At 36.5% G+C, this 25,727-nt stretch carries 26 protein-coding genes; 8 read left to right on the top strand and 18 right to left on the bottom strand.

Annotation, left to right across the window (positions count from 1 at the left end; all coding sequences use genetic code 11):
* Nucleotides 1-14 precede the first annotated feature (14 nt).
* Complete coding sequence (locus ABMA78_RS09245; RefSeq protein WP_392859300.1) at nt 15-1,478, top strand: carbon starvation protein A; 1,464 nt, start codon at nt 15-17, stop codon at nt 1,476-1,478.
* On the opposite strand, the gene ABMA78_RS09240 is transcribed toward ABMA78_RS09245, so the two are convergent.
* The 3 genes from ABMA78_RS09240 to ABMA78_RS09230 all read right to left on the bottom strand — a co-directional run bounded on the left by ABMA78_RS09240 (nt 1,471) and on the right by ABMA78_RS09230 (nt 3,302).
* Nucleotides 1,471-2,415 (bottom strand): carbon-nitrogen hydrolase family protein, encoded by a 945-nt coding sequence (locus ABMA78_RS09240; RefSeq protein ID WP_392859298.1) that lies wholly within the window; start codon nt 2,413-2,415, stop codon nt 1,471-1,473. The genes ABMA78_RS09245 and ABMA78_RS09240 overlap by 8 nt on opposite strands.
* Before the next feature lie 78 nt (nt 2,416-2,493).
* Nucleotides 2,494-2,670, bottom strand: a complete 177-nt coding sequence (locus ABMA78_RS09235; RefSeq protein ID WP_392859296.1) for a hypothetical protein — start codon at nt 2,668-2,670, stop codon at nt 2,494-2,496.
* A 203-nt stretch (nt 2,671-2,873) separates the two neighbouring features.
* Nucleotides 2,874-3,302: a host attachment protein gene (locus ABMA78_RS09230; protein WP_392859294.1), complete on the bottom strand. Its 429-nt coding sequence runs from the start codon at nt 3,300-3,302 to the stop codon at nt 2,874-2,876.
* A 163-nt stretch (nt 3,303-3,465) separates the two neighbouring features.
* On the opposite strand from ABMA78_RS09230, the gene rlmF reads away from it, so the two are divergent.
* Complete coding sequence (gene rlmF, locus ABMA78_RS09225) at nt 3,466-4,380, top strand: 23S rRNA (adenine(1618)-N(6))-methyltransferase RlmF (RefSeq protein ID WP_392859291.1); 915 nt, start codon at nt 3,466-3,468, stop codon at nt 4,378-4,380.
* A gap of 51 nt (nt 4,381-4,431) precedes the next feature.
* Here rlmF and ABMA78_RS09220 read toward each other — a convergent pair whose 3' ends face one another.
* Entirely contained in the window at nt 4,432-4,923 is a 492-nt protein-coding gene (locus ABMA78_RS09220) for a hypothetical protein (RefSeq protein ID WP_392859289.1), read from the bottom strand.
* A 224-nt stretch (nt 4,924-5,147) separates the two neighbouring features.
* Here ABMA78_RS09220 and ABMA78_RS09215 point away from each other — a divergent pair, with 224 nt between their 5' ends.
* Nucleotides 5,148-5,936: a hypothetical protein gene (locus ABMA78_RS09215; protein ID WP_392859287.1), complete on the top strand. Its 789-nt coding sequence runs from the start codon at nt 5,148-5,150 to the stop codon at nt 5,934-5,936.
* A complete protein-coding gene (locus tag ABMA78_RS09210; protein WP_392859284.1) occupies nt 5,933-6,373 on the top strand; it encodes a hypothetical protein in 441 nt (146 codons plus the stop codon). The genes ABMA78_RS09215 and ABMA78_RS09210 overlap by 4 nt, the downstream gene beginning before the upstream one ends.
* 10 nt (nt 6,374-6,383) lie before the next feature.
* On the opposite strand, the gene ABMA78_RS09205 is transcribed toward ABMA78_RS09210, so the two are convergent.
* Both ABMA78_RS09205 and ABMA78_RS09200 read right to left on the bottom strand, forming a co-directional pair.
* Nucleotides 6,384-6,743 carry a nucleotide pyrophosphohydrolase gene (locus tag ABMA78_RS09205; RefSeq protein ID WP_392859282.1) on the bottom strand — a complete coding sequence of 120 codons (360 nt, stop codon included), beginning with the start codon at nt 6,741-6,743 and terminating at the stop codon, nt 6,384-6,386.
* A 34-nt stretch (nt 6,744-6,777) separates the two neighbouring features.
* A complete protein-coding gene (locus tag ABMA78_RS09200; protein ID WP_392859279.1) occupies nt 6,778-7,110 on the bottom strand; it encodes a hypothetical protein in 333 nt (110 codons plus the stop codon).
* A 211-nt stretch (nt 7,111-7,321) separates the two neighbouring features.
* On the opposite strand from ABMA78_RS09200, the gene ABMA78_RS09195 reads away from it, so the two are divergent.
* A complete protein-coding gene (locus tag ABMA78_RS09195) occupies nt 7,322-8,950 on the top strand; it encodes an AMP-binding protein (RefSeq protein WP_392859276.1) in 1,629 nt (542 codons plus the stop codon).
* Here the strand turns inward: ABMA78_RS09195 and ABMA78_RS09190 are convergent.
* Entirely contained in the window at nt 8,947-10,113 is a 1,167-nt protein-coding gene (locus ABMA78_RS09190; RefSeq protein WP_392859273.1) for a hypothetical protein, read from the bottom strand. The two genes, ABMA78_RS09195 and ABMA78_RS09190, sit on opposite strands and share 4 nt — an antisense overlap.
* A 120-nt stretch (nt 10,114-10,233) precedes the next feature.
* Here ABMA78_RS09190 and rluF point away from each other — a divergent pair, with 120 nt between their 5' ends.
* Nucleotides 10,234-11,121, top strand: coding sequence for a 23S rRNA pseudouridine(2604) synthase RluF (rluF, locus tag ABMA78_RS09185; RefSeq protein WP_392859270.1), 888 nt, complete (start codon nt 10,234-10,236; stop codon nt 11,119-11,121).
* A gap of 22 nt (nt 11,122-11,143) precedes the next feature.
* Here the strand turns inward: rluF and ABMA78_RS09180 are convergent, their stop codons facing one another.
* From ABMA78_RS09180 to ABMA78_RS09160, 5 genes are all read right to left on the bottom strand, one after another.
* Nucleotides 11,144-11,974, bottom strand: a complete 831-nt coding sequence (locus ABMA78_RS09180; RefSeq protein WP_392859267.1) for a hypothetical protein — start codon at nt 11,972-11,974, stop codon at nt 11,144-11,146.
* A gap of 194 nt (nt 11,975-12,168) precedes the next feature.
* Complete coding sequence (locus tag ABMA78_RS09175; RefSeq protein WP_392859265.1) at nt 12,169-12,708, bottom strand: hypothetical protein; 540 nt, start codon at nt 12,706-12,708, stop codon at nt 12,169-12,171.
* Nucleotides 12,709-12,739: 31 nt separating this feature from the next.
* The gene (locus ABMA78_RS09170) at nt 12,740-13,399 is read right to left on the bottom strand and encodes a hypothetical protein (RefSeq protein WP_392859262.1); all 660 of its coding nucleotides are present in this window, start codon (nt 13,397-13,399) and stop codon (nt 12,740-12,742) included.
* Nucleotides 13,400-13,436: 37 nt separating this feature from the next.
* On the bottom strand, nt 13,437-14,759 hold the full coding sequence (locus ABMA78_RS09165; RefSeq protein ID WP_392859260.1) for a peptidoglycan DD-metalloendopeptidase family protein: 1,323 nt from the start codon (nt 14,757-14,759) through the stop codon (nt 13,437-13,439).
* 62 nt (nt 14,760-14,821) lie between these two features.
* On the bottom strand, nt 14,822-15,325 hold the full coding sequence (locus ABMA78_RS09160) for a GrpB family protein (RefSeq protein ID WP_392859257.1): 504 nt from the start codon (nt 15,323-15,325) through the stop codon (nt 14,822-14,824).
* Nucleotides 15,326-15,370: 45 nt separating this feature from the next.
* On the opposite strand from ABMA78_RS09160, the gene ABMA78_RS09155 reads away from it, so the two are divergent.
* On the top strand, nt 15,371-16,330 hold the full coding sequence (locus ABMA78_RS09155; protein WP_392859255.1) for a YeiH family protein: 960 nt from the start codon (nt 15,371-15,373) through the stop codon (nt 16,328-16,330).
* Here the strand turns inward: ABMA78_RS09155 and ABMA78_RS09150 are convergent.
* Nucleotides 16,320-17,027, bottom strand: coding sequence for a hypothetical protein (locus ABMA78_RS09150; protein WP_392859253.1), 708 nt, complete (start codon nt 17,025-17,027; stop codon nt 16,320-16,322). The two genes, ABMA78_RS09155 and ABMA78_RS09150, sit on opposite strands and share 11 nt — an antisense overlap.
* A 205-nt stretch (nt 17,028-17,232) precedes the next feature.
* Between ABMA78_RS09150 and ABMA78_RS09145 the strand changes: the two genes are divergently transcribed.
* On the top strand, nt 17,233-17,994 hold the full coding sequence (locus tag ABMA78_RS09145; protein WP_392859252.1) for a helix-turn-helix domain-containing protein: 762 nt from the start codon (nt 17,233-17,235) through the stop codon (nt 17,992-17,994).
* A gap of 12 nt (nt 17,995-18,006) precedes the next feature.
* Here the strand turns inward: ABMA78_RS09145 and ABMA78_RS09140 are convergent, their stop codons facing one another.
* The 5 genes from ABMA78_RS09140 to ABMA78_RS09120 all read right to left on the bottom strand — a co-directional run bounded on the left by ABMA78_RS09140 (nt 18,007) and on the right by ABMA78_RS09120 (nt 25,721).
* Entirely contained in the window at nt 18,007-18,186 is a 180-nt protein-coding gene (locus ABMA78_RS09140) for a hypothetical protein (RefSeq protein WP_392859250.1), read from the bottom strand.
* Nucleotides 18,187-18,314: 128 nt separating this feature from the next.
* Nucleotides 18,315-22,442 carry an ankyrin repeat domain-containing protein gene (locus ABMA78_RS09135; RefSeq protein ID WP_392859247.1) on the bottom strand — a complete coding sequence of 1,376 codons (4,128 nt, stop codon included), beginning with the start codon at nt 22,440-22,442 and terminating at the stop codon, nt 18,315-18,317.
* A complete protein-coding gene (locus tag ABMA78_RS09130; RefSeq protein WP_392859245.1) occupies nt 22,439-24,151 on the bottom strand; it encodes a hypothetical protein in 1,713 nt (570 codons plus the stop codon). The genes ABMA78_RS09135 and ABMA78_RS09130 overlap by 4 nt, the downstream gene beginning before the upstream one ends.
* Nucleotides 24,148-25,086, bottom strand: a complete 939-nt coding sequence (locus ABMA78_RS09125; protein ID WP_392859243.1) for a hypothetical protein — start codon at nt 25,084-25,086, stop codon at nt 24,148-24,150. The genes ABMA78_RS09130 and ABMA78_RS09125 overlap by 4 nt, the downstream gene beginning before the upstream one ends.
* The gene (locus ABMA78_RS09120) at nt 25,065-25,721 is read right to left on the bottom strand and encodes a hypothetical protein (RefSeq protein WP_392859240.1); all 657 of its coding nucleotides are present in this window, start codon (nt 25,719-25,721) and stop codon (nt 25,065-25,067) included. Before ABMA78_RS09120 ends, ABMA78_RS09125 begins: the two co-directional genes overlap by 22 nt.
* Between the last annotated feature and the right edge of the window lie 6 nt (nt 25,722-25,727).

The following is a 25,727-nucleotide window of genomic DNA, read 5'->3' as shown; positions in this document are numbered from 1 at the left end:
CATGGATGTGTTAAATGATTATTTTTTTTATTTGCCTACTGATGCTGGCCCTTGCTTATATCTTCTATGGCCCCTTTGTCGAGAAACAGGCCGGCATTGATCCTAGCAAAGACACCCCTGTTACAAAGTTTGAAGATGGTGTTGACTACGTTGAGGTTTCACCTATCAAGGCCTTTCTCATTCAATTCTTAAATATTGCCGGAGTGGGGCCAATTTTCGGGCCAATACTTGGAGCAATCTACGGCCCTATCGCACTCGTCTGGATCGTGCTTGGAAATATCATTGGAGGCTCTGTTCATGATTTCTACTCAGGAGTTCTAAGCATCAAAGAAGATGGAAAGAGCTTGCCTGAAATAGCTGGCCATTACTTGAATCAATACTTTAAGGCAATCATGCTACTCTTTACAGCAATGCTGCTCTTCTTTGTTGGTGTTGTCTTTATTATGAGTCCGGCCGGTTTAATTAGTAACCTTGATGCCTTTAAGGACACAATCTTTGCGAGTAATAATTTTTGGGTTTTAGTTATTCTTGCCTATTACCTACTTGCAACTCTTCTTCCTATCGATAAAATCATTACAAAATTCTACCCACTCTTTGGCCTCTTAATGGTTGTCATGACGGTCTTAATTGCCTTTGCTTTGATACTCCATGCGCCAATGCTACCTAAGATCGAAAATATCTTTGCCTATTTTTCTCATTCACATCTTAACTATGAATTATTAAATCGAGATCCTAATGGACCTCCTGTCTGGCCACTACTATTTGTCACAATCACTTGTGGTGCCATCAGTGGTTTTCATTCAACCCAAGCCCCTATCATCGCCAGATGTCTTAAGAATGAAAAGTATGTAAGACCTGTTTACTATGGCGCCATGTTAGCAGAGGGAGTCGTTGCTTGTGTTTGGGCCCTAGCAGGGATATCGGCATTCCCAGAAGGCTATGTCCAACTAAAGGCAGTCATCGCACAAGGAGGACCTGGTTTAGTTGTAAAGCAAATCTCATCAACCTATTTGGGAACACTCGGTGGAGTTATGGCAGTACTTGCTGTAGCGATCTTTCCAATAACTTCTGGAGATACTGCCTTTCGTTCACTAAGGCTTACGATCATAGATGCCTTTAATATTCACCAAAGTATAAAGAATCGACTCTTCGTATCGATTCCAATTCTAACCATCGCCTACTTTATGACAAAAATCGACTTCTCTCTTATTTGGCGCTACTTTGCATTTTCAAATATGCTCTTATCAACGAGTGTACTCTGGTTGGCAACAAAATACCTATTTGATCGCAAGGCCATACATTGGGTTGTAAGTCTTCCAGCTATCGTGGGAACAGCAGTTACGATATCCTATATCCTTACTGCGCCTATAGGAGTAAATCTTTCAAAAGCGCAAGCACAACCAATCGGTGCCATCGTAGGGTTGCTATGTTTTGTTTTACTCGTCGTTTTTCACCGCAGGAGGTACGCGTTTAACTAGCTTTTCTTAAATGAAAAGCGTCCATCTTTCTTTTATCGACAGTTAGATCAAAGATATCTGGCCGAGAGTAGTGGCCCCCAATATCTAGAGATCGTCTAGCATCAATAACTTCTTCAAGATCGTATTCAGCATAGAGTATTGCTTTCTCACGTGACATTGGCCCGGCAACAGCACCGCCAAAGGGCCGAAATAAAACCGCATCCCCATCTGATAACCAATCATCTGGTTCTGGAAACACATCGTCTTTGAATGGGATATCATCTGGAATATCACGGCATTGAATTGCAGTCGAACATCCGGCACCCCAGCAGCCTCCTTCACGAGCAATATGCCTTAGGGTACCGACCCAAGACTCTCCACAGTCCCAGGTTGGTGCGAGGTAAACTTCTACACCTTGAGCGTATAAGCTGAAGCGAGAAAGCGGCATATAGTTTTCCCAGCAAATTAAGCTGCCAATTTTACCAGCAGGAGTATCAACAACATTTAATCCCCGAGCATCTCCCCAACCCCAAACCATACGCTCAGGGTTCGTTGGGATAAGCTTACGATGGTTGTTTAGAATCTTTCCATCAGGTCCAATGATGGCATAGGAATTAAAAAGAGTTGAGCCGCTAGCTTCAGAATTAATTTCGTTGAAACCAATTGCGACTGTCACATTTTCTTTCTTAGCTGTTTCTTGAATTTCAGAAAGTTGTCCCTTGGAAAGGTCAACAGAGTTCTTGAAAAGAAGGTGGTGCAATTCTTTAGACATACCGATATCACCACCAGGTCTTAACCTCCATACCCATGAAGGATAGCCTGGCAAGTAAGCTTCGGGAAACATCACTAAGTCGGCACCATTTGCTGCGGCTTCGGAAATTGAGTCACAGGCCTGTTCAATTGTTTTAGTTAAGTTTAAAAATACCGGTGGAAGCTGAACGATTGCAATCTTTTTCACATCGATCTCCTAAGTCAGCACCTCACAGAGTATTTTTATTTAAGCATAAAATTGAATCAAAAAGTATTTAACTCTTTCTTATTTTCCAAAGAATTCACTACGGTATTCTTTGATTCCGGCCTCATTCTTTTTTTGACAATTTTTTGATGATGCTTCTTTACTAACCTTTTCTTTTTTTACTTCTTGAACCTTTGCTTCTGATGCAATAGTTGTGATTGATAAAAGTACACATATACCTAAGATAAGTTTTCTCATATTTAATCCCTTGTTTATTTTTTTCAAATTTAACACTTGGGATTGTTGAAATATAGGTACCAAACAAAGAATTCACACTTATGTTAATAGTTTTAACAATAGTGTCTAAAGTCAATAAATCTATTATTGGTAAGAAAAATCTGGATATAAAAAAGGGCCATCGAAGGCCCTTATGTTTTACAACTTAAGACTATTATAAACCTCTACGCGGCCATAATTTTTTCAATCTCGCTATCAGGTAAGTTTCCTAGATCTTTATTTAAGTAATTGCTTACATGCTTATTTAACTTACTATTCAAGTTATTTCGAATAACTCCTAAGAAAGAATTCTCAGCAACGATAACTAAATCATCAAAGTTATTCTTATTATGATTTTGATTGAGAAATTGATTTATTTCTTTTGCAAATAATTCCTCACGATGCTTCTTATTCGTTTTTTTCGGAGTAAATGACTGATACCCATGGCCATTACTATTGGCCATTGAACCATGTCGATCAGAGTCGACTTCCCCTTCTTTAAGTTTTATTTTTGGGTTCTCAAGAGACTTGATTAATTTTAGTGTATTTCTTTTTTTACGCTCATAAATACGCGCATTAGACTTACTTGCGACAACAACCCATGATCGATGCATATCTACCTCCAAGAGATATTTTTTCAATCATCACTCTATTTCAAAAAAAACTCCAACAAATAAATAGTAAAAATTTCTTATCTGCAAGCAGCTGAACATTGTGTATTTTCTTCGCTAATTCCTTTTTTCTTATAAAGAACTAAAAATATGTTAAAAATAAAGAATGAAAAATGAAAATAAAGCATTACATCAAAGAAATCTTCACAATAAGGGCTATGACTTTAAGGCCTTAATTAAATCATTCCCTTCCCTAGCAGGCTTTGTCAAAGAGAACCAGTATGGCAATCAGAGCGTGAACTTCTCTGATGCTGGAGCAGTCCTATGTTTAAACCAGGCCCTATTAGCTCATTACTACAAAGTAGAAAATTGGAGTGTTCCCCAAGGAAACCTCGTTCCACCGATACCCGGACGTGTGGACTATATTCATTATATTGCCGATCTTTTGGCCGAAGACAATGATGCAAAAATTCCAGTTGGCCCAAAAATCAAGGGACTTGATATTGGTACGGGAACAACTTGTATCTACCCTATTCTTGGTAATAGTATCTATGGCTGGAAATTTGTTGGCAGTGATATCAGCTCAGAGGCCATTAATCATGCCAATACAATCATTAAGTCTAATGCAAGCTTTAAGAAGAATATTAAGGCACGCTTTCAAAAGTCACCAAATCATATCTTTATCGATCTAATTAAGAATGATGAAAAATTCGATTTTACAATGTGTAATCCTCCTTTCTACTCATCACAAGAAGAAGCCGATAAAGAGAGGGCCACAAAGCTTAAGAACTTAAATGTTAATAAAGTAAAGAAAGGTCATAATCCTTCAGCGAAATCAAATTTCGGTGGTGTAAGCAATGAGCTTTGGTGCGAAGGTGGCGAAAAAGCCTTTGTGACAAATATGATTCAAGAAAGTGTTGAGTTTAAGAGTCAGTGTCGCTGGTTTACCACTCTCATTTCTCAAAAAGAGAATCTCGTTGAACTAGAGAAAGAGCTTATAAAACAAAGAGTAAGTGAAAGTCGAGTAATTGAGATGATTCATGGAAATAAGATCGCGCATATACTTGGTTGGCGATTTTAAGAGAAAGTCCATACCTCGACCTTAGGGAAATCAAGGTATGGACATATAAAATTAAAGAAGAATGATTGTATGAACAGCACCTTCTCTAACAACTTCAAATTCAAACATTTCTAGAGCTAGATCTTTACGATCTGATCTCTTAGCGTTCTTAAGAATTTCTACATCAGAGCTTGATAATTCGTCTAGAGAGATATTGAAAGCTACGAACTCGTTTCTTTTTCCGTTATTTACTTCACCGTGACGGTCAGCTGTACCAAATGGCTTATAGCTTAGAACAACTTGAGCAACTTCAACTTTTGTAAGTGTTACTTCACTACAAAGACCTGTTTGAGCTCTATCTCTAACTGGACCATTAGAGTTACAGTTAGTAACAACAACATTTTTAGATTTTACAACTTCAGTAATTTTGAAATCAAATACGTTTACTTTTACAGTTCTAGAAGACTCAACTTTTTTCTCAGTTGCGAATACGTCGTATGAGATAGTTTTTGCTTGAGTTGAAAGTCCTGCGATTAGTGTAAGTGCGATTAATAAGTTTTTCATAAATCCTCCAAGAATTGGTTAGCAATGTTTTCTATGGAGGTAATTTGAACTAAGCACGACAAAAAATATATATTCTTCAAATTTTGTCCAAATTTTCAAAGACATTTGTCCAATATCCTAATTTCAAGGCCCTAGAGCGGACAAATCCCAGACTTTTGTCCAAAATTTTCATAGTTTCACAACAATTATTGATTAAATGAATAGTGAACGATAGTTATATATCCATGCAAAATAGCATTTCCGCTTCCCATTCAAAGCTTGGCCTTAGGGCACAAGTCCAGGCCGATATCAATCGCTACCTTGTGAATTTCAAGGATCCTAAGATTGGTCAAAGGAAGCTGGCCGAAAGTGCTGATATCCATCCAAAGACAATCCAAAGAATCTGTCGTCAGGAGAATACTCCGGGACACATTACGATTCTAAAGATTTACCGCGTTCTTCTTGGAGAGAGCAATACATCGAAGCTCCTTCCCCTACTTCCAAATTCGATTAAAGAAGTTGTTTTAAAAGATGGAATTGATTTACCGGAGACTGACGTTGATTACTCCGCAGTCATAAAGAGTGAAATTTTAAAGAATGCTGTCTTTTGTGAGATTTACTTCTTAATTGATACAGCACCTGTTACGCGTGATCTAATCATGTTCAAATACGGTGAGCATGGACTACATATTCTTGATAATATGTTTTCTCTCAATGCCATTAAGTACCTTGATGATGGTGCCATTACTCTTGGAACTTCTAGAATTCAGCTCGATGCTGAAATCATTAAGAAGGCCGGGCTTACTTTGTCAGAAAAGTATTCTAAGCATCAAAATTGTGAAGTAACTGGTGATAACTTCATCGGACTCTATGTAGAATCCCTACCAGAAGAAGCCTACCAGATGTGGTTAGAGATTGATAAAGAAGCCTTTATCAAGAAAGCTGAAATAGCAAAACAGTATCGTACCAATGTAAAAGGCAAAAGAGTCTTTACCTATATGACAACTGATACATTTACAAAGAGTGAATTATGAAATTTTTTAAGTGGATAGTATTATCTTTTATCGCTGCAAGTATCCTTGCCGGCGGAGACTATGGTGGAGGACCTAAAGTTGTCGCTCTAAATAAACTCGACCACTCTGTTCACCTTGGCGATATTAAGCTGACAAAAGATAATGAGAAAGTCGAGCTTACAGTTATTTACCAGAGACGAGTTATGAAGTTTGATCCTTTCCTAGGAGAGAGAGATGCACATAAGCTTAAGTATGGTAAGTATGCTGAGGCGAGAGTCAAATACGATAAGGAACTATTCAACCAAGACTTAATTGATGAATTAAGTGGCCGAGGGCCAATAACTATCTTTAGATCAAAGTATCGAAAACTTGTGAATGAATACTTCACAATTGATGAAGTAACTGATCAAGTTAATATTGATTCAGATAAAAGATATTTTGAAGTAAATATAAAATAATAAAGAAAGCTTAGAGCTCAGTATATTTCTTTGCTGAGCCCTTTGCTTTTTCAACCGGATATTTCTTTGCATTCTTATGCATTTTTCTAAGAGTAACCTCTTCAATATCAATATCTGCTTTAATAGCGATTCTCATCAGGTAAACAAAGATATCAGCAACTTCATCCTCAAGCTTCTCCTTAAGACTTGCATTTGAAGCGATATCATTGGACTCACTCTCTTTTAGCCACTGAAAGATCTCAACAAGCTCAGAGGTTTCCACACTAAGTGCCATGGCCAAGTTCTTAATCGAGTGAAACTGATCCCAATCTCTCTCACTAATAAATTTACTTACTTCAGAGTTAATTTTTTCAACATTAATCGATTTCATATAGGCCTTTTCTTTAAGTCTTAAAAGGTGTCTCCTATTCGATTATAGTAATTTTCCCATTAGCAAAGCAAGTAAATGTCGATTTCACAGTAACGTCACCGCTACATCCACCTGGAAATGGCGATTCGTTGTGAACAACGACCTCAAGATCGTTACTATTCAGGCGACTCAATTCTCCATTTAGGCCATCGCACCACTTCTGAGCATCATGTAGAATCATATCCACAGCACCGCTTAGCGCCCCAATACTATCAGTGTAACAAGCGTAGTTTTGAACCTCAAAATCTTTGCGAACGATACTCCCATTACTTGCTAGCAGACTTGTAGACGTAAAAATTGTAAGTGCGATTAGTAGAAAATTCTTCATCTCTCCTCCCTTTGGTTAAGAGTAAGATAGAAAATCCTACTTAATAAATACAATAAATTTATGAGTAATATCTAATAAGATAATTTTATGACAAGGAGAAATCTTCACTAAGTACCTAATAACACAGCTTAAAGTTAACCATCTTAACCATATTAAGTTTTACACAGATCAAATTCCCCTTATAATTAAACTCATACCTTAAGGAGAAGTTATGAAAAGAAAGTACGTAGACCACTATAGTAATTTCGACATTAATGAATTCAATAAATTCTTTGATGGAGATATCAATAACTCAATCAATGCTGCTGTCGAGTGTTGTGATCGCTATGCAGATTCAGATAAGGTTGCCCTCTACTGGGAAGGCGTCAATGGCGAAGAAGAAGTTATCACTTTTAAAAAATTAAAAGATGAAACCTCTAGACTTGCAAACTTTCTTGTCGCTCAAGGAGTCAAACCAGGAGAAGTTATTTCAGGTCTTCTGCCACGAACTCCGGAACTCTTGTATACAATCCTAGGAGCGTGGAAAGCTGGCGTAATCTATCAGCCACTCTTTACAGCGTTTGGACCTAAGGCAATTGAACAAAGACTAAATTCAAGTCAGGCCAAGATTGTTTTTACCGATGATACCAATCGTGCAAAATTAGATGAGCTTCCAATGAAGCCTAAGAAATGTGTTCTCGTACGTTCTAATGACTACCAATTAGCACAAGACGATTTTGACTTTCATAAGGCCATGACCGAACAAAGTGTAGACTTCACCCCAGTAATGAAAAAAGGTGAAGATACATTCTGTCTTCTTTCAACTTCTGGAACCACAGGACTTCCAAAGGCCGTGCCAGTTCCACTCTTTGCCCTCTCTTCGTTTAAGCAGTATATGGATCTCGCAGTTGATTTGAAACCAACAGATCGCTTCTGGAACCTTGCTGATCCAGGTTGGGCTTATGGCCTCTATTATTCAGTCATTGGCCCACTTGTTAATGGTAATGCCCTTCTCTTCTATGAAGGTGGCTTTAGTGCAGAAAGCACAGTACGTGTGATTCAAAAATATAAAGTAACTAATTTAGCAGGATCTCCTACGGCCTTCAGGTTATTAATTGGAAATGGTGATGAAGTATCTAAGGCCATAAAAGGACAACTTAGAGTTGTCAGCAGTGCCGGAGAACCTCTTAACCCCGAGGTTATTAATTGGTTTAAAAATAAACTCGATGTTGTCATTAACGATCACTACGGACAAACAGAAACAGGAATGACTGTTAATAACCACCATGAAATAGAACATGAAATTAAGCCAGGAAGTATGGGCTATGCTATGCCTGGTTACAAAGTAGTCATCCTTGATGAAAACGGCAAGGTTGCCCCACCAAACACGCCAGGGGTTATTGCTGTTGATATCGCGAACTCTCCTATTATGTGGTTTAAGGGTTACTTAAAAGCTGAAACTCCGGCCATTGCAAACGGCTTCTATACAACTGGAGATACCGCCGAACAAACTGAAGACGGACGCATCACTTATGTAGGACGTAATGATGATGTCATCACTTCTTCAGGTTATCGAATTGGCCCATTTGATGTTGAAAGTGTCCTTCTTGAGCATCCTTGTGTTTTAGAGACGGCCGTCATTGGAAAGCCTGATCCAAAGAGAACAGAAATCGTAAAAGCATTTGTTGTTTTAAATAAGGGCTTTGAGGCTTCGGAAGAATTGAAAGAAGAGCTTAGTCTATTTGTGAAGAAAGGATTAGCGGCCCATGCCTACCCACGTGAAATTGAGTTCATTGAAGAACTACCCAAAACTCCAAGTGGGAAGGTTCAGCGCTTTCTTTTGAAAAGACGTGAAGATTAAAACTTCATATTAGTAACGGGGCAGACGAAGTCTTCAAGACGTTTCTTGTAGTCTGCCTCAAACTCTTCGCGAGAAACTTTAGCAAGCTCGCTGAATTCAGACTTCTTCATTTCTGCAACAAGATCAAATGGAAGATACATTTCAAGTGCAGCAAGTCCGCCGTCAACTGACTCAATTAGGTTTTTATATCCTCGGATATAACCAAAGGCTTCATCTTGTCTCTTATAACCATCGTAGAATGCAGTTACAATCTCTGCCTTCTCCTCCATTGAAAGAAGGTCACTCTCACCAAGCACTCTTCCCCAAGAGTCCATAAACGGCCCAACTGGGATAAGAAATTTTGAAGACTTTCTTAGACACTTTGGTTGTCTCATGGACATGTGGCGATGATTCTCTTTTGAAGAGAATGTCTTATTCACCTTTCCTGTATACACAAGAATCGGGTCGTAGTTTTCATTTAATTGATGGCCTAGCTTAAAGATTCGCTTGTAGAAGGCGTCCTCTGGATTCATATTCCACTGAACCATCACGCGATCAAGATCCCCAAAGTTATGGGCCATAAGAGGAGCAGCTCTTAGGAAGTTGATATGATCTCTTTCCTCGCGAAGCTTTTGCATAATAAGCTCTTCTTTTTTGATCTCTTCTAAAATGACATCCGCCATTTCCTGGGCAAGTTCAGTTTTACGATTTTTCACAAGAGCACAGTAAGCACCAATGGCAACACTTAGCCATGTTCCTTCGTGAGTACTCATGACCGTATTATTGTCGTTATTATAGGCCTTACGACTTGTTACCTGAGCGTAATCCCAAGTCCACGACTCAATTGTCAGGCGGGCCATTTTCTCAATATGCTTTGAGATATGTCCATGCTTCCACAAAGACTCTCTAATCTGATTGTCCACATCTGTTGGAACAAAAGTTCCCGCTGTCGCCCAGTGTGCACTTATACAAATATGAAAGTACTCAGCTAGATTGATATTATTTAGCTGCTTTAAATTCTTCTTGTAAAACCTTAGCTTCTCTAGGAAAGCTCGCTTTTCACCTGTCGTATCCAGCTCCCCTTGAAAGAGAAAAGGTGCTGTATTTTCAACATGTTGAAGGAGAATATTCGGTGCAATGCCTACACCCTGTAATGCCATCGTTGATTTTTTCTTTTTGCTCATAAAGCCTTGATAACATATTGCACTCAAAAAGAGAGAATTATTTCAGGATGCTATATTTATGACATAAAAATATGATAGATTGGCTCACTTTTATTTACTTAGATAAGGTTTATTCTGCATATGAGAATCAATAAATACATTAGCCAAAGTGGTATCTGCTCTCGTCGTGAAGTAGACGATTTAATTGAACAGCAGGTTGTAAAAATCAATGGAGTTCTGGCAGGCATCGGTGCCACTGTTAACGAAGGTGACGTCGTTGAAGTTCGCGGTCAAATCGTAAAACCAAAAGTTGCAGAAAAAGAGATTATTATCGCTCTAAATAAACCTCGCGGAATTGTTTCAACGACAGAAAGCAGTGAAAAAGACAATATTGTCGACTACGTCAATCACGTGGAAAGAATCTTCCCTATTGGCCGCCTTGATAAAGACTCGCAAGGACTGATCTTTCTGACTAATAATGGTGATATCGTAAACAAGATCCTGCGCGCAGGAAATAATCACGAAAAAGAATATGTCGTTACAGTTGATAAACCAATCAATGATAACTTTATTAAAGGCATGGGCGGTGGAGTTCCAATTTTAGGAACAATGACTAAGAAGTGTAAGGTTGAACAAATGAGTATGATGGTCTTTAAGATCACACTTGTTCAAGGCCTTAATCGCCAAATTCGCCGTATGTGTGAACACTTTGGCTACAATGTCACAAAGCTTGATCGTGTGCGTATCATGAATGTAGGTCTTAATGGCCTTGGTGTTGGAGACTGGCGAGAGCTAAGCGAAACAGAGGTGGCGACCCTCTACAAGTTAATTGAAGGCTCTTCGTCTGAAGATAAGAAGGCCGTAAAGAAAGCGCCTGCTAAAAAGCCACAACAACCACAGAAGAAGAAAAAGAGTAAGTACGATAAGCTCTTTAAAGACTTAGATAAGGAATTTAACTTCAGTGGCAAGACGACAAAGCGAGAAGAAAAGCGCAAACAAAATGCGAAAGGCAAGCACCGTCGTCGCTAAACCAAGTGCTTGCCCGCTGGAATTACTTAGTAATTCCGTACTCTGCTAAAATTGTATTTCTTAAATAACGATAGATATCCGACTTCTTTGCAAGTCTCTTTCTAAGAGGAGCACCAAACTTCTTTGCACTCTTCGACTTTCTAAGTTCACCTGTACAAAACATTGAGTTTTGATCTGCTTCAACAAGTAGCTCAGAGATTCTTTCTGGAGCAACCTCAACTTCTTCAAGTCCCTCTTTCTTAAGAGCACGGTTTACTCTTTTATTAATCTTGGCAACAAGCTTATCAAACTTCTTCCCTCCACCGATATAACCAGTAAATGACATCTTCGCAGCATTCTTAGTGGCAATAATCTTTGAACTAATAACACCCATCTTCACTGTATTATAAATAAGTACAATACCAAGAGCACCAATCCCTGCTCCAGCTCCAGTTTGAATAGCTTCAATAGGCTTAATTCCCAAATCATCCATAATCTTTTGTGCCGTTTCAGCATCAATCGTCTCTGTTAAATCAATATCAAGTAGCTCTAGAATTTTTTCTCCGAACTCAGTAATCGGGCCACCATCAGCAATACCACCAAGAACAAAACCACCAAGAGTTGCAACAATTGGAAGTTGAACGAGACCTAGTGTAAGCTTCACAGGTTGCATTAGTAGGTCTTTTCTAAGCTTTCTAACTCTTTGATGATACTCATCCATACAAGTTGAATTTGCAGCAAAGTTATCTTGTGCATAATTCTTCATTTCTTTGTAAGTATTAATCTTTTCAAACTCAGCTGGAACTTGAGTCTGTGCAACAACAGATGATGCAAAGGCAATAGTAATCACAATCGTCAGTAAGCTACGAAACATTTTTCTCTCCGGTAATTTTGGTTGTAAATAAATATAGGTGACACCAATACTGGCCAACGCAAAGCTTTGTCAACAGCCTAAAAATACGTAAAAGGAGGAATAAGACGTGAATCTTTAGGTTATCTAAAGATTAAATTGATGAATATCTATGAATACATATGATTGCTTTGAAGTCATAAAAATAAAAAAAATAATTAAAATGCAGCATCAAGAAGCAGATCTGCAGTTCCGTCTAATAGTCTCTCAAGAGCATTGGGCTTCTTTTCCTTATGAAGAAATGGCCCTTCTGAATACACTGCAGACTCTAGGACAAGGCCAGAAGAGACAAGCTTTGATTCACCGTTAATAGTTGTTCCGCCAATAAAGTTAAAACCAACAGTTTCACCATTTGTTACATCACAGCTAATCTTTGGATTTCTTCGATTTAAAAACATTTGCGTATAGTAACTTTCAACTTCTACATCATCAGTGAAACAATGAGTACAGCCCTGGTAATTTGGACGTGGTGTATTCACAATCTTATCCATCGGTATAACACACTTTTCTTTCCCATAGGTTTCAATAAGGATCACTCGTCCACCATCAGCAGAGAGTCTCGTCTTTTTTATTTTTTTAATTTTATAAGTCTTAGCTTCTTCGCTAGAGGTGCGAATTGTTAACGTATTCATATCGGCTTCATTTGCAAGGCCTGTGAACACAACTAGAAATATGAGAAATGCTTTAATTAATCTCATGTGTTCTTATCGTTAAAAACAGCGATAAGCTTTAATCGACAATGGCATCAGGTACGGTAACGTAGCGAATTCTTTGTTGTAATTCTTTGGAAATATTATTTTTAATCCACTTCTTTAAGTCACTTACATTTCTTTGTCTCATATAAGAGAGATCCACAAGAATATGAATATTACCAACGGCTTCAAGCTTGTGCTTGATACTATTTCCGGCCTTCTCAATATTAAAACGCCAAGAATGAGTAAGAAGTGGTGAGATTGGTGTTTTCACATCCCAAAAGATCCCATCACCATCAACAAACTCAGTTCCCTCAGGCCCTCTTTCAATCCCTGCAGCAATGATTCCCCTTTCCTGGGCATAGAGTCCACTTACGGCCTCAAGCTGACTCGTTTGAGTTTGCTTAAAGTTATGGTCTGGATCTGATGCGAGAGAGTCAAAGTCTTCGTGAGAAAGGTATTTTGGATTAACTGATGCCCCCTGCTCTTTAAAGATATGCCAAAGCATAATATTCTCTTCAAGATTTAAAGGAGAAAGAAAAGTTCTAAGTGCACTTGAACAACTTATTTCTGAAACAGATCTTGAAGTTGAGTATGAACTTATCGAGCGCTGGCCTTCTTTCGTACTAGAAGAATAGAAGCCAAGACCGAAGATGGCAATAAATTGAATTGATAGTATAAAGAGCTTTAAACGCATATGAACGTTTATCGACAATACTTAGCAATAGTTGAGTTTATTCTTTAGGTAAGAAGCTAAAATTATCAAGAGCACTTGGAAAGCGCTTAATCTTATCTAAGTTAGCAACAAGATATTTTGATTCTTTACTAATTTGTAAATCAGCAACAACACCCTTGATCTTACTAACCTGTCCTTGTAGGTTCGCAAGGCGCTCTCCTGTAAGCTTAGGAGTTGCAATCATTCTCTTATTTAGTGGATTCATCCATCTTCCTCTTGAGTCTTTAAAACCGAAGTGAAGATGTGGGCCAGTTACTCTTCCTGTCGCACCAACAGTTCCAATAACTTGATGTGATCTAACCCATGCTCCTACTTTTACACTACGACGATTTAGGTGATAGTAGTACGAAGTTGATCCGTCTCTGTGCCTAATTCCAATTTTGTTACCTGCAAACTTATTATAAGTGGACATGATAACTTTTCCGGCAGCAACAGCGTGTACTCGCTCACCAGTTCTTCCCCTTAAATCAACACCTCTGTGCATAGCACGTCTTCCCGTAACTGGGTGCATGCGCCAACCATAGTTTGAACGCACGTGAAGTCTAGGAAGAGGATAACGAAGCCCTGAGTTAATTAAGGCTTGGCCATTTGGAGTGTAATGAGCTGTATAAGTCGAGCTCTTTTCTTCATCTTCGTAGAAATAAGCTTCATGACTACCAGCTTTTACACCACTATAAGAAGTAAAGAGAACTTTTGTTTGAACAGTTTTCTTAGAGTGCTTTCTTTCGCTAAGAAGAATCTTATACTGATCTCCCGCACGTGCATTCATTCTAAAATTCACTTTGCAAAGTAGAACATTGATAACTTCATTAACAACTGATCTTTCTAGGCCCATGGCCAAAAGATCATCTTGAAGAGTTGATCCCGAATTGAGATTTCCTTCAATCATTCGTGGCTGCCAATAAGTATCCAACTCGTTTAAAGAGTAATCCCACTTACCAGTATCTTCATTTAAAGAAACAACATGAGTTTCATAATCATTTTGCGCAAAAGAAAATTTAATAAGCATATTATACTCATCAAAAGTTGCTTCTAATCGATCACCGACTTTAAGTTTTGAAAACTCAACTTCATCTCTAAGTTGATTGATTAGATTCAATGCTTGCTTATTATCGATATTAATATTTTGCAAGGCCTGATACAGACCTTGTCCCCTTTTGACCTTACCCTTCTTCACAATCGTTGTATGAATAAGAGGGCTTTTGACAATCATTTGTGTAGAGGCTTCTACATTTTGAGAGACATAAACTTGTTGGCAGCCAGTGAGGCCACTTAATAGAATTAAGCTAATAAATAATTTCGACATCTTACCAATAAGCATAGCAAACTTATCGGAATATACCAAAATTTCTTAACCAACTCTTAACGATTTCTAAATAAGATCTAGCTAATTTTAGAAAGAACGGCCTCAATAAATCTGGTCTTCATTTCTTCATAAAGACCAATATCATTTGAGTGATTTTGTATGAGATTCATCTTGGCATTCTTATACTCTGTCGCAATCATAGGTTCAGCGTTTAGGTAATCTCTAAAGTCTAGAATATCGCTAATTTTGATATCCCCTTTCTTAAGAATACGAACACTCGTAAGGACTCGATCTCCCTCAGGTGACTTGCGCTCAAATAAGAAATGTTTTGAATCATTTGAAGTTAATGAAAAACCTTGGTCCTTGAATTCATTTCGAAACATTTCGATGCCATCAAGAGTATGGACAACACATAGAATATCCAGGGTTGGACGGGCAACAACTTTTGGCATAGCTGTCGAGCCAATATGCTCACAACCCATTAGATTATTTCTCAAAAGCTTTGCCAGAGTCTGACTCTCCTTTTCAAAAACTTTTAACCAAAAATCATTATATTCTACTAACTCTATTCTGTTTTCCATGTGGCGAACTTAGCATATTCGCAAAAAGAGTGCGATAGTAAAGTTATGAAAAATCAAAACGTAAAGAAATTACTGTTCATCATCCTCTCTATCCTATGTTTAAGTCCGTGGGTCTCATCCGCCATTGCTCTTTTTGCAGGTATCTTATTTTCATTACTTATAGGAAACCCATTTCAAGACTGGACGAGCAAAGCAGTTAAGAAACTACTGGCCCTTGCTGTCGTTGGCCTAGGTGCGGGAATGGATCTAAATGTGGTAACAAAGGTTGGGCTACAATCAGTCGGTTTTACGGCCCTAAGTATTGTGGCCGTATTTGCTATAGGAAGTCTCTTAGGAAAGCTTTTTAGAACTCCTCTTAATACAACTCTTTTAATAAGCTCAGGAACGGCAATTTGTGGAGGAAGTGCAATCGCTGCAGTCGCTCCTGTCATCAAGGCAAAGAATCATGAAGTAACAGTATCACTGGCCGTGGTTTTCACATTAAATGCCATTGCCCTATTCGTCTTCCCATGGGTTGGCCACTTACTTCATCTTGACCAAACTTCATTTGGGCTTTGGTCGGCTTTGGCCATTCACGATACAAGTTCCGTTGTTGGAGCAGCTCTGAGTTATGGGCCTAAAGCACTTGAGGTTGGAACAATTGTAAAACTCGTTCGTGCACTTTGGATTATTCCATTGGCCCTTATCTTTAGCTTTACAACCGCCATACAACTTAAGAAACAAGGCGCTACTGTTCCAACAAAAACAAAGAAACCATGGTTCATCCTGGGCTTTATTACGGCGGCGGCCCTCGTTACATTTATTCCTGAATTAAAACCAACAGGAACGATGATTTACGCTGGTGCCAAAAAACTTATGGTCCTGACTCTCTTTTATATTGGCTCGAGTATTACTTTAGATCATATTAAAGAAGCAGGAGTTAAGCCTATGCTTCAAGGTGTGCTACTTTGGTGTTTCACAGCAATCTCAACACTTACCTTAATCATGTCTAATATTATCTCTTAGGGGCGTCCTTTTTTTTCATTTTCCCAAGGAAGCCCAAGTTAATAACAGTAGAGAGGTACATATTTGGGTTTTCGTTCATTCTCTTTTTTAAAAGATCAATCATATACGGAATATGACCTTGCGAAGGGTACTTACTATAGACTTCAAAATAATTTTGTTCATTTAGGCGGTGACTCCACAAATCCGCAACATCAACCCCAGCACCATAGTGAAGATATTTTAGCTCGTTACTTTTATTCTCTGCATACCCTATTGCTCCGTGCAGAAGAATCATTTCATGAATAATATCAAGCTGCTTTGCAGTTAATATATCGCTACAATGAGCGCATGCCTCGTCTGCCCCAACAAGCTCAAAAGTCGTACCAGTGCAGTCCTTGATTAGGCCAAGGTCATGAAGAAGCGAGCCAATAAAGAAAACTTCATTATCAACCTTTTCATCATTCAAACTCATTAAGATCTTTCCAAAGGCATAGCTTCTGATGCCATGATTAAAGAGAGGTCCATCATAGAGCTTGTCAGCAAGAGTAATAATCTTTTGCACCTTTTCACTCTTTGGGATACTCCATTCAACTGAGTTGATATAGCTGGCACTTCTTCTCGTCAGCGCCATTTTGCTACGATAGATAGTCTCTTTTAAGTCATATTTTATTAAGCTCTTGATTACCCCACACTTGTGAGGAGGACTGATTGTTTTCATAGATTCTCCTTAAGTAAACTCTACCGAAGGCTTGACTTAAACACCATTGTCACTTATGACATAATCTATGCAAAACACGACAATATTAAATATTCATATTCTAGATTGCAAAGACTCTTTAAAGAGTACGACGCAGAACTTTATCGATTACTTTGAAATCCTTAGATACATAAATGATAAGGTTATATTTAAAATCACGAACCAAATGAATAAAAAAATAGCAGCAGGAAATGTTGCGGACTACCTTATCCTTCCCCCTTGCTACAAGCCTCAAAAGGCCACAAAAGAGGAAGCAAAGATAATCAAGGCCCATATTGCTCATAAGAAAGCAAAAGTTGTGGCATGCTGTGGTGGTGCAATAAAGCTTGCTTCAACAGGGGCACTCGATAGACGAAAAGCAACAACTCACTGGCTTTTTGAAAAGAAGTTAAAAGCAGAGTATCCAAAAGTTAATGTCGAGGCCCACAGAACAATCATTGAATCAGGAAAGATTATTACGGCAGGTGGAGTTCTTAGTTACCTTGATGTCATTTGCCTAATAATAAAGAAAGAGCTGGGGAAGAAGACGGCCAGACAATATAACGAAATTATTCAAGGCCCAGGAATTCGCGAATATCAAATTCCAAAGCATAAATATGATAATGATCCAGAATTAAAAAAGTTATTTAATGTTTATGACAAGCTTAAAAGCGACGAGCTCACCTTAACAAGTATTGCCCAAAGCTTAGGGATGTCCCCTCGTGGACTACAACGACACCTGAAAGAAAACTTCAACACAACCTTCCGCGATAGCCTAAAGTCCTATCGTATAAAGAAAGTTCAAGAATATATCCTCAAAGACATGCCTATTAAGGAGATCTCTTTCAAACTAGGCTTCATTGATGACATGAGCTTTAGGCGTTTCTTTAAGAAGGAAATGAAAATGCCAATCTCCCAATACAGAGATCTGCTCTTATTAAATATCTAAGTTCTATTCCATCTAAAAGGCACTTTTAATAATTATATAAATATTCTTGTAAAAATTAGCACTGAATAAAAAGTCATAGATTGTCTTATCAGTACTCTCCATTGAGAAATAGATAATGACTGGAAGAATATAGAAATTAATAGTACTTAACTCTTTTAAGAATTGATACTTTGTTGATTCACTTTTAAGCATGTAAGAACATATAAAATAGTGGAAAATAAAATAAATAAAAATATAAATTGCGATAAAATCAACAAAGCTAGAGAGATAGAATAAATTTAATATTCCTAACAAATATACTATTGATTTTAAAATTATAACTACTCTATTACGAATAGACATACGCTACCTTTCACCAAATGTATTTGGGCCCCTTTTTTAAGGCTTAAACTTACTTTAGTTTCTAAACTATTAATCCCAGTACCAAAATACTCTACAAACTTCTCACTAAAATGTGATTTACTATAATTACATACATTCAAAAAATTAATAGAACTATCAACTGTAAAAACCTCTCCAGAATGGTCTCTCAATAATTTTGCACCAATGCCTACAAACGTTAATTTTTTCTTCTCAACAGTCATTAACCCATTTAATGCTAACCCATCTTGATAAAAGCTATACGATGATCTTAACTTTTCTAGGGCATTACCATCTTCAACCAAAAGATATTCGTTTAACTCAGATATACCTAGACCAAAAGCTCCCTCTATAAATTCCTTCAGTGGCTTATAAGAATAAATTTTAGATGTTGTTGATGGAAAAATTACCTCTGTCAATCTTCTCATGATTTTCGAAGGCAAAATGCCATCAAATGCATTTGCTAAAACTTTATTGATTTTGCTACTAAATGGAACTCTTAATAAAATATCACTTAAACAAGAAAGAGCTCGATTTGTTTCCTCAACGTTAGTTGTATGCATCCCTAAACGTATACGATTGAAATACTCATAGCTACATTTTATCATACCAAGACTTTTTGCAACAATCGGTCCCCCTGGAACAGTATGAAGAATAGGGTTTGCAAGTACAAATAATATATCAATTACCTCTTCTGCTCTTTTTGCATCGTTAATTTGGTCGGCCATCTTTAACAAAGAGACAATAATTGAAAGGTTATGGTTTTGATTTAAATCATCCATTGTTACATCAGGATAAATCTTACGATATTTCGAAACAACTTCTAAAATACGCTCTCTCACAACACCAGTTGAAGTAAGTTCAAAGTCAAGTGGTGACCTATCTTCTTCATCTACAGAAATCGGCATCCCAGTTTCATCAACAACAAAGTCACCATAATTTGTAATGATCTTAACTGAATTAAGCTCGCCATCAGTCACCTTTTCTATTGTCACTATATCTTTTAAAGAACGAATGAATAAATCACGACCTTCAATTGTATATAGACCTTGTGGCCCCCTCATATTTATAGCTAAAACATCAAACCACTGTCCTAACAATGAAGGTATATTCTTTTTAGAGTAAGTCTTAACAGTCTTTAACTCTTCAAAATTAAGAGATACTGTATTTAAAACTAAAGGTGTATATTCTTGTTCTTCTTTAACGATCAAAGACTCAATAGTTAGTTCATTATCTATCCCTAATTGTGCTTTCAGATCACTTCGTTGACTATTATTAACCTCTACGGCATTTTTAAAAAACTGATTCTTAAAAACTAGCTCTTCAATTGAAATAAGTTCATTTAAGATTTGGTTATCCGAAGACTGGACATCTTTTAAATCTTTTGACTTTAATAGAAGATCTTTACTTATTGTTCTTGTCTTATCAAGTAAAGAAGCTTCTTGTTTGTTTAGCTTCTTGATTTCAAGGGCCATTTTATCAAGATTATTAACTTGATATCGATATGTATGTTGAGAATCATATACCGTATTATAACTTGCATACTTCAATGAAAGAGACATTACTTTTTCGTTGAAATCTTTAGATAGCTTTGTACCATTATCTGGAAGTAAAATAATTGGAGCACACCCCAACATTCCACATCTCATAGCGTCTTTTAAAGATGCTATTGAGTTTAGTTTCTGTACCGAAGTATAGATATTATTCCAAGTATTCTCAACATTAGAAATATCCCCAAATCGCATTTCTATTTCATTTTTTAAACCTTCAACTTCTATCCTTACATCATCGAAATCGAGGTCTCTACTATATTCAAGAGTTGCGAGTTCATTTCGAACATTATTTTCTTTTATTTTGATTTCATTATTTATCTTTGCTCTAAAATCTTGTATTTTCTGACTTGAGAAAGCTTTATATTTTGCATAGTCATTTTTTGCAAAATTATAGTTCTTTAACATATCGTTAAATATCTGATTTGATCTTCTACGTTTAATATCTAAACTTTCTATTTGTTTGGTTAATACTTCAATTCGCCTTTGCATTGCCTTACGTTTTGTCGTCCACTGGCAAGTATTAGGGTCATGCCCTGGATGGTTTTCTCTACTCTTATAATCTTCTTTACTCCAAACAGCAGAAGCTTTATTTGCCTTCGCCTGTCGTATCAGCTTGTCATCTTCATCCAGATTTGATTTAGCATGATCTAGTTTGCCTTTTTCATGTCGCACATTAGATTCAAGGGATAATAATTCACCACTGTAGAAAAATTTAGTTTCTTCAATAGAAGCTAAAAGCTGCTTCTTAGATTGAGTAAATTCTTGTCTAATGACATCAATCTCAAGAGAGATTTTATCTTTGCCTTCTTTAAATTGCTTAAGAACACCTTCAAGTTCGTTACGGTGTGAGCTAAACTCTTTCAATTCAAAATTAACTTCATTTACAAAATTGATGATATTACTAAGTTCACCCTTTAATTGAGACACACTAGAGTTAATCGTTCGATTAAAGCTCTCACCATCAAAACCATCGAGGCTGGCCTTAAGTTGTTGATAAGATGCTAATACTTCAATTTTCTTATGTTTTATAGATTTCAAAGAACTTTGTGTATTTCTCAATACCGACTTAAGATCCTCAACTTCATTAAACGTAGAAGAGAATTCTTCGTCGTGAATTGATAATAAATTTAAGAGATGTGATTTAAAACTTGATACTGCTCTTGTAAGATACGAATCAACGCTATCATTAACAAACTTGTCAAATAAACGATCTCCAATATAAGAATCAATATTACTTAAATCCGTCGAAACCTTATCAACAGTTTTAATATCAGCATTAAGATTTGGCGTGTTTAATTGTTCAGAATCAACATTAGGTAGCTCATTTAAAGTTGTCCCTACCTCTACAGGGTTCGTACGTGGAATTTTCACGTCCGCTAAGATAACCGCACGATTTCCAAACTTATCTGAATGTGTAAAGTCATAATTTCCTTTCAACTCCTTAAGAATTGAATTTAATAGCTCAGGTTTATTTTTAGCAAGTTTTATAACAGCATCAGTACCATCATTATTTTGGATACTCAGTAAATCAAGATTGTCCTTTATATAAGTCTTAACATTAGCATTATCAAAACTATCGATCATAAGCATTAAAGCTGTGTCACCTTTTCGATTACGTAGGCTAAGCTTTAACCCCCTTTTAATCAAAAAATCTACAATTAATGGACGATTCTTAATAATTGCTAAATGTAGATATGAGTTACCTGCAATATCTTTAATTTTAAGATCTTTTTGTTTCTTAATAATACTTAATAAAATATCATCTGGAGCATCATTTTTTAGTGCAACTTCAAGAAGACTCTCCCCTTTTGGCCCGTTTATAATATTTGTACGATAATCCGACAATTCTTTATATGCCTCGAAATTTTTAGAAGTAATAAGTTGATAGATAAATCCTTTTTCGAATACATCTAGGCCAAGTGATGCAAGATAAGACATTGACCACTTACTAAGAGAATTAGACTTGATTAGAAAGTCTAAAACAGAAAGATTACTAATTTTAATATTAATCGTTCGATACTTACTAAGATATTGCTCGAGCTTCCTTGTATCACCATTTGTAAGAGAGTTTTCCAATTCATTTGCTTGAATGAGTGATATTTCTTTAATCTTATTATATTCAGCTTTGATAAATCTCTTTATTGCCTCATTACTATTTTTTTCAAGATAATAAAATATATCTCGTTGATGCTTATCTTTAGCTTTAAGATCAACTCCGTTTTCCATTAAAAGCTTAAATAATTCAACATCATCAAACTTACTAAGGGCAATAGTAATTGGAGAACGGCTGATATAATCTTTTGCATTAACACCTAACTTCCTAGAGATTAAATACTTTGCTACATTTAATTTTCTTTTATGGAGTGCATAGATTAAAGGAGTCTGCCCGGCCTTATCTCTTGATCTGCTGGATAGCTGTTCGAACTTATGCTTCGCAAGTTCCTCAACATTATCTCTTTCAATAGCATTTTTCACACTATCTGATATAGCAAAAATATTTAAAGAAAATAAAAGTAAGATTATTATTTTATTCATAGAACACCACCTATTAATTTATGGAGTTCAGGGATAGAAGAAATATTATCTTTCAACATTCTTTTTTCACTCTTGTTTAATTTTATAATTTCTTTTTCTAACGCAATCTTCACGAGATAACTAAAGTATTCAATATTTTCATTTTGAGTAACTTGATTTTGATAATCATAGTCATCAAACGTTCTCTCAAACTGGTCATTAAGATTGAATGATTTAGAGCTACTTAATGTTGCACCATTTTCAAGTAATAACCTAATCATCTTCAAGTCTCTTTTATAGACAGCGTAGTCAATTGGAAGTTTTCCTCTAATATCCTTTTCATCAACTCGTGCACCATTTGCGATTAGTTTTAATGCTTCACTATAATTTGAGCTTCTCACTCTCATCGTCAGTAGAGTTTTACCTTGATAAAGAGTATTAATGTCAGCATTTTTAAAGAGATACTTCTTATCTGAAAAGATTAGCTTTGGACGACATGTCCCTGCAACTTCAATACTCTTTTTATCGAATGATAGCTTAAGCGAATCATCACGTGCGCTAACACTATAGTCCCCATATTTTAAAACTCGACTTGATGGTGCAGCTTTTTTATACATTCCTTCTGATATCTCGTTTTGAACCTTATCAAAGTTAATATTTAAATCTTTTAAAACTCTAAATTCTTGTCCGAGATCTAATACATACTTTTTAAAACCAATATTACTGCTACTAAAAACATCACTTACATCATATTTATACTTAGTGAAGTGATTTTCGGTTAGCGAATAACTAGTTTGTAACATTCTTGTTTTTGGGAAACGGTATGAAATCAGAATTTCAAGAGACTCAAATGACATCTCTTCTTTTATATAGATACTAATTGTCTTACTGATTCTTTCGGCCTGCTTAAAGAGTTTATACCTGGCCTCTTCTACATTTATTAATCTTTCATTAGTGTCATTAAACTTTAATTTTCCAACACTCGTTACAATTTCTTTAACAGATTCAAATTTATTAGCATTTCTTGCAATAAGATTTAATCTCATTCCTTCTCTATCATAAGATACAATGACAAATTTATCTTTAGAGATCCCAAAAGCAGAAATAAAGTACTGATCTGCTAGGTCAAACAAAACAGGAGTAACCGTATTATCTTTAGTATCTAGTACTTGAAAACTTCCCCTATCTAAAACAAGAATTGCATCAACTACATTTAATTTTGTATAAATGCTATCTTTAACGAAGTTTATTTCTTTATCTTCTACACTAATTAAATTCCTATTTCCATTATCTAAAACATACTTCTTTAATGAAAGACCGGCACCACATTGAGAACCATCATCAAGAACAAAGATATTATTCATACGAACACTCTTAACTTCACAGTCATGACTGTAAGTCATATTCGTATGACTGACCGTTAAGTTTGGAAATAGATCGATCATATCGATAAGATCTTGCGATAAACCTTGATCAACTTTAATAGAGCTCTTAGCATTGATTAACTTATTTTGAATCTTATCGTCTAAGGAATAAACGAACTCTCCACCTGATAAATAATCGATATTTTTAAGATAAATATTTCGACAATAGTAGCTTGATGTTCCCTGATTCTCTAAAGTATAAACAGATTTGAATAATTCGCTGCTTGCAGGCTTTCCTGTTACAGCAATTGATTTTCCAAAAGAAAGGTTCGAATAGAGAAGAATTAATAAAGATATCATTCTCATTGCATATCCTTATTGATGATGGAGACATCTCCAACTCGACCAAAAAAGATATAATCACCACTACCTCTTAAAGAGGTTCCTATTCGGCCAGGATTACCTGCATCTCCACCACTTCGTTTCCATAGCCCACATCTTACAGAGTCACCACCAGAACCACCTGCTCCACCATTTCCAGGATTACCAGCAAGTCCCGCGTATTGTCTTACATTTAATCCAAATGGTATTTGTCCAGTAGTTATAAGAGGTAAATCACTTTGCCACATGATATTTATTGCACCGACACTTCCAGGGAATCCCCCTTGTCCACCATTTCCACCATGTCCACCGTTGGCACCACGATTTCTATCACACTCAGCATGGCTACCACCTTGACCGTCTGATCCATGTCCTCCATGCCCACCACTTTCTCCAACTAAGACAACATCTAGCTGACCGAATGAGGCAATATTAATATCTAAATTTAATTCTTTAATTCCACTGATTCCGCTTCGACCGTTCTTTCCATTTTTTCCATCTCTACCTTTATCTCCATCCCCGCTTGGAGCACGTTCATGATTAACACGCTCTCCATCTTCACCCTTTTCGGCCCTTGGAATTAAGTCTTCATAATACTCTTTTAAACCAACTTCTCCCTTATGACGTACAATATTCACATTACTTCGTACTGACTGGGCAATATAGCCTTTACCATGAACGTGAAGTTCATCAATTGTTATTTTGGCTATTTTATTAGAGAGACTAGTTGGAAGAAATAAGACGGACTCGTTATTTAGAGTTAGCTTTTTAATATAGAGAGAATAAACGGTATCACTCTCTTTTTTGAACTTTTTTAGACTTAAATACTTAGTCTGATTCGGTTTTACAAAAAGCTCTTCTGCAAAAACAAAAGAGCTTATTATACTTAAAAATATGATTATAGTTTTAATTTTTCCCATACTGGCGTCAAATGCTTTTGCGTTTCCTTTAGTTGATCTAATGCCATTTGTATTTCAAGTGGCGTATCTCTTAGATCTTGTCCATAATCAAATAGGTATTCTTTCAATTCAATTACTTCTTCAACACTGTCGTATCCGAGTTTAGCTCTAACGAGATCAACATCTCCTTCTAGGTGTGGAACAAAGTTTTCAAGCAGTGCTCCAGTTGCTCGCATACCACTAATTTCGTTAGTGAAATTTCTTTCTTTGACTGCGATATCTTGGCTAATATTGATTAACTTTTGGAAATAAATATTCTTTTTGCTTTCAAAGGCGTTATTTCCAACATCAATTATCATCATTTCTTCAAGGGCCTTAGCTTCTTTCATAACTGACTTCTTGAAATCTTTTGCACTCTTCTCAAGATTTTCTAATCTATCAAATTGCTTTTGAAGGTTTTGCGCAAAAATCGTTAAAGCACTCTTTACATATTTTGGGTTACCTTCTAAGCAGCTATATTCTATAAATGGTACAAAGCCAGAATTATTTGATAAAAATGCATCAATCTGCTTTAGGCTTTTATCGCAATAATTTTGGGCAAAGCTGTTATTACTAAACAAAGCAAGTAGTATGCCAATTACAATTGTTGTTCTCATTATAAG

Source organism: Halobacteriovorax sp. RZ-2 (assembly GCF_043196685.1).
Taxonomy (GTDB): Bacteria; Bdellovibrionota; Bacteriovoracia; order Bacteriovoracales; family Bacteriovoracaceae; genus Halobacteriovorax_A.
Note: the sequence above shows the minus strand (reverse complement) of the source record. Positions and strands in the feature narration are given on the sequence as shown.

Bases quoted from the DNA above. Each gene is read 5' to 3' on its own strand.
- ABMA78_RS09245 (WP_392859300.1), top strand. From the start codon at position 15: ATGATTATTTTTTTTATTTGCCTACTGATGCTGGCCCTTGCTTATATC.
- ABMA78_RS09235 (WP_392859296.1), bottom strand. From the start codon at position 2,670: ATGAGAAAACTTATCTTAGGTATATGTGTACTTTTATCAATCACAACT.
- ABMA78_RS09230 (WP_392859294.1), bottom strand. From the start codon at position 3,302: ATGCATCGATCATGGGTTGTTGTCGCAAGTAAGTCTAATGCGCGTATT.
- rlmF (WP_392859291.1), top strand. From the start codon at position 3,466: ATGAAAAATGAAAATAAAGCATTACATCAAAGAAATCTTCACAATAAG.
- ABMA78_RS09220 (WP_392859289.1), bottom strand. From the start codon at position 4,923: ATGAAAAACTTATTAATCGCACTTACACTAATCGCAGGACTTTCAACT.
- ABMA78_RS09215 (WP_392859287.1), top strand. From the start codon at position 5,148: ATGCAAAATAGCATTTCCGCTTCCCATTCAAAGCTTGGCCTTAGGGCA.
- ABMA78_RS09210 (WP_392859284.1), top strand. From the start codon at position 5,933: ATGAAATTTTTTAAGTGGATAGTATTATCTTTTATCGCTGCAAGTATC.
- ABMA78_RS09205 (WP_392859282.1), bottom strand. From the start codon at position 6,743: ATGAAATCGATTAATGTTGAAAAAATTAACTCTGAAGTAAGTAAATTT.
- ABMA78_RS09200 (WP_392859279.1), bottom strand. From the start codon at position 7,110: ATGAAGAATTTTCTACTAATCGCACTTACAATTTTTACGTCTACAAGT.
- ABMA78_RS09195 (WP_392859276.1), top strand. From the start codon at position 7,322: ATGAAAAGAAAGTACGTAGACCACTATAGTAATTTCGACATTAATGAA.
- ABMA78_RS09190 (WP_392859273.1), bottom strand. From the start codon at position 10,113: ATGAGCAAAAAGAAAAAATCAACGATGGCATTACAGGGTGTAGGCATT.
- rluF (WP_392859270.1), top strand. From the start codon at position 10,234: ATGAGAATCAATAAATACATTAGCCAAAGTGGTATCTGCTCTCGTCGT.
- ABMA78_RS09180 (WP_392859267.1), bottom strand. From the start codon at position 11,974: ATGTTTCGTAGCTTACTGACGATTGTGATTACTATTGCCTTTGCATCA.
- ABMA78_RS09175 (WP_392859265.1), bottom strand. From the start codon at position 12,708: ATGAGATTAATTAAAGCATTTCTCATATTTCTAGTTGTGTTCACAGGC.
- ABMA78_RS09170 (WP_392859262.1), bottom strand. From the start codon at position 13,399: ATGCGTTTAAAGCTCTTTATACTATCAATTCAATTTATTGCCATCTTC.
- ABMA78_RS09165 (WP_392859260.1), bottom strand. From the start codon at position 14,759: ATGCTTATTGGTAAGATGTCGAAATTATTTATTAGCTTAATTCTATTA.
- ABMA78_RS09160 (WP_392859257.1), bottom strand. From the start codon at position 15,325: ATGGAAAACAGAATAGAGTTAGTAGAATATAATGATTTTTGGTTAAAA.
- ABMA78_RS09155 (WP_392859255.1), top strand. From the start codon at position 15,371: ATGAAAAATCAAAACGTAAAGAAATTACTGTTCATCATCCTCTCTATC.
- ABMA78_RS09150 (WP_392859253.1), bottom strand. From the start codon at position 17,027: ATGAAAACAATCAGTCCTCCTCACAAGTGTGGGGTAATCAAGAGCTTA.
- ABMA78_RS09145 (WP_392859252.1), top strand. From the start codon at position 17,233: ATGAATAAAAAAATAGCAGCAGGAAATGTTGCGGACTACCTTATCCTT.
- ABMA78_RS09140 (WP_392859250.1), bottom strand. From the start codon at position 18,186: ATGCTTAAAAGTGAATCAACAAAGTATCAATTCTTAAAAGAGTTAAGT.
- ABMA78_RS09135 (WP_392859247.1), bottom strand. From the start codon at position 22,442: ATGAATAAAATAATAATCTTACTTTTATTTTCTTTAAATATTTTTGCT.
- ABMA78_RS09130 (WP_392859245.1), bottom strand. From the start codon at position 24,151: ATGAGAATGATATCTTTATTAATTCTTCTCTATTCGAACCTTTCTTTT.
- ABMA78_RS09125 (WP_392859243.1), bottom strand. From the start codon at position 25,086: ATGGGAAAAATTAAAACTATAATCATATTTTTAAGTATAATAAGCTCT.
- ABMA78_RS09120 (WP_392859240.1), bottom strand. From the start codon at position 25,721: ATGAGAACAACAATTGTAATTGGCATACTACTTGCTTTGTTTAGTAAT.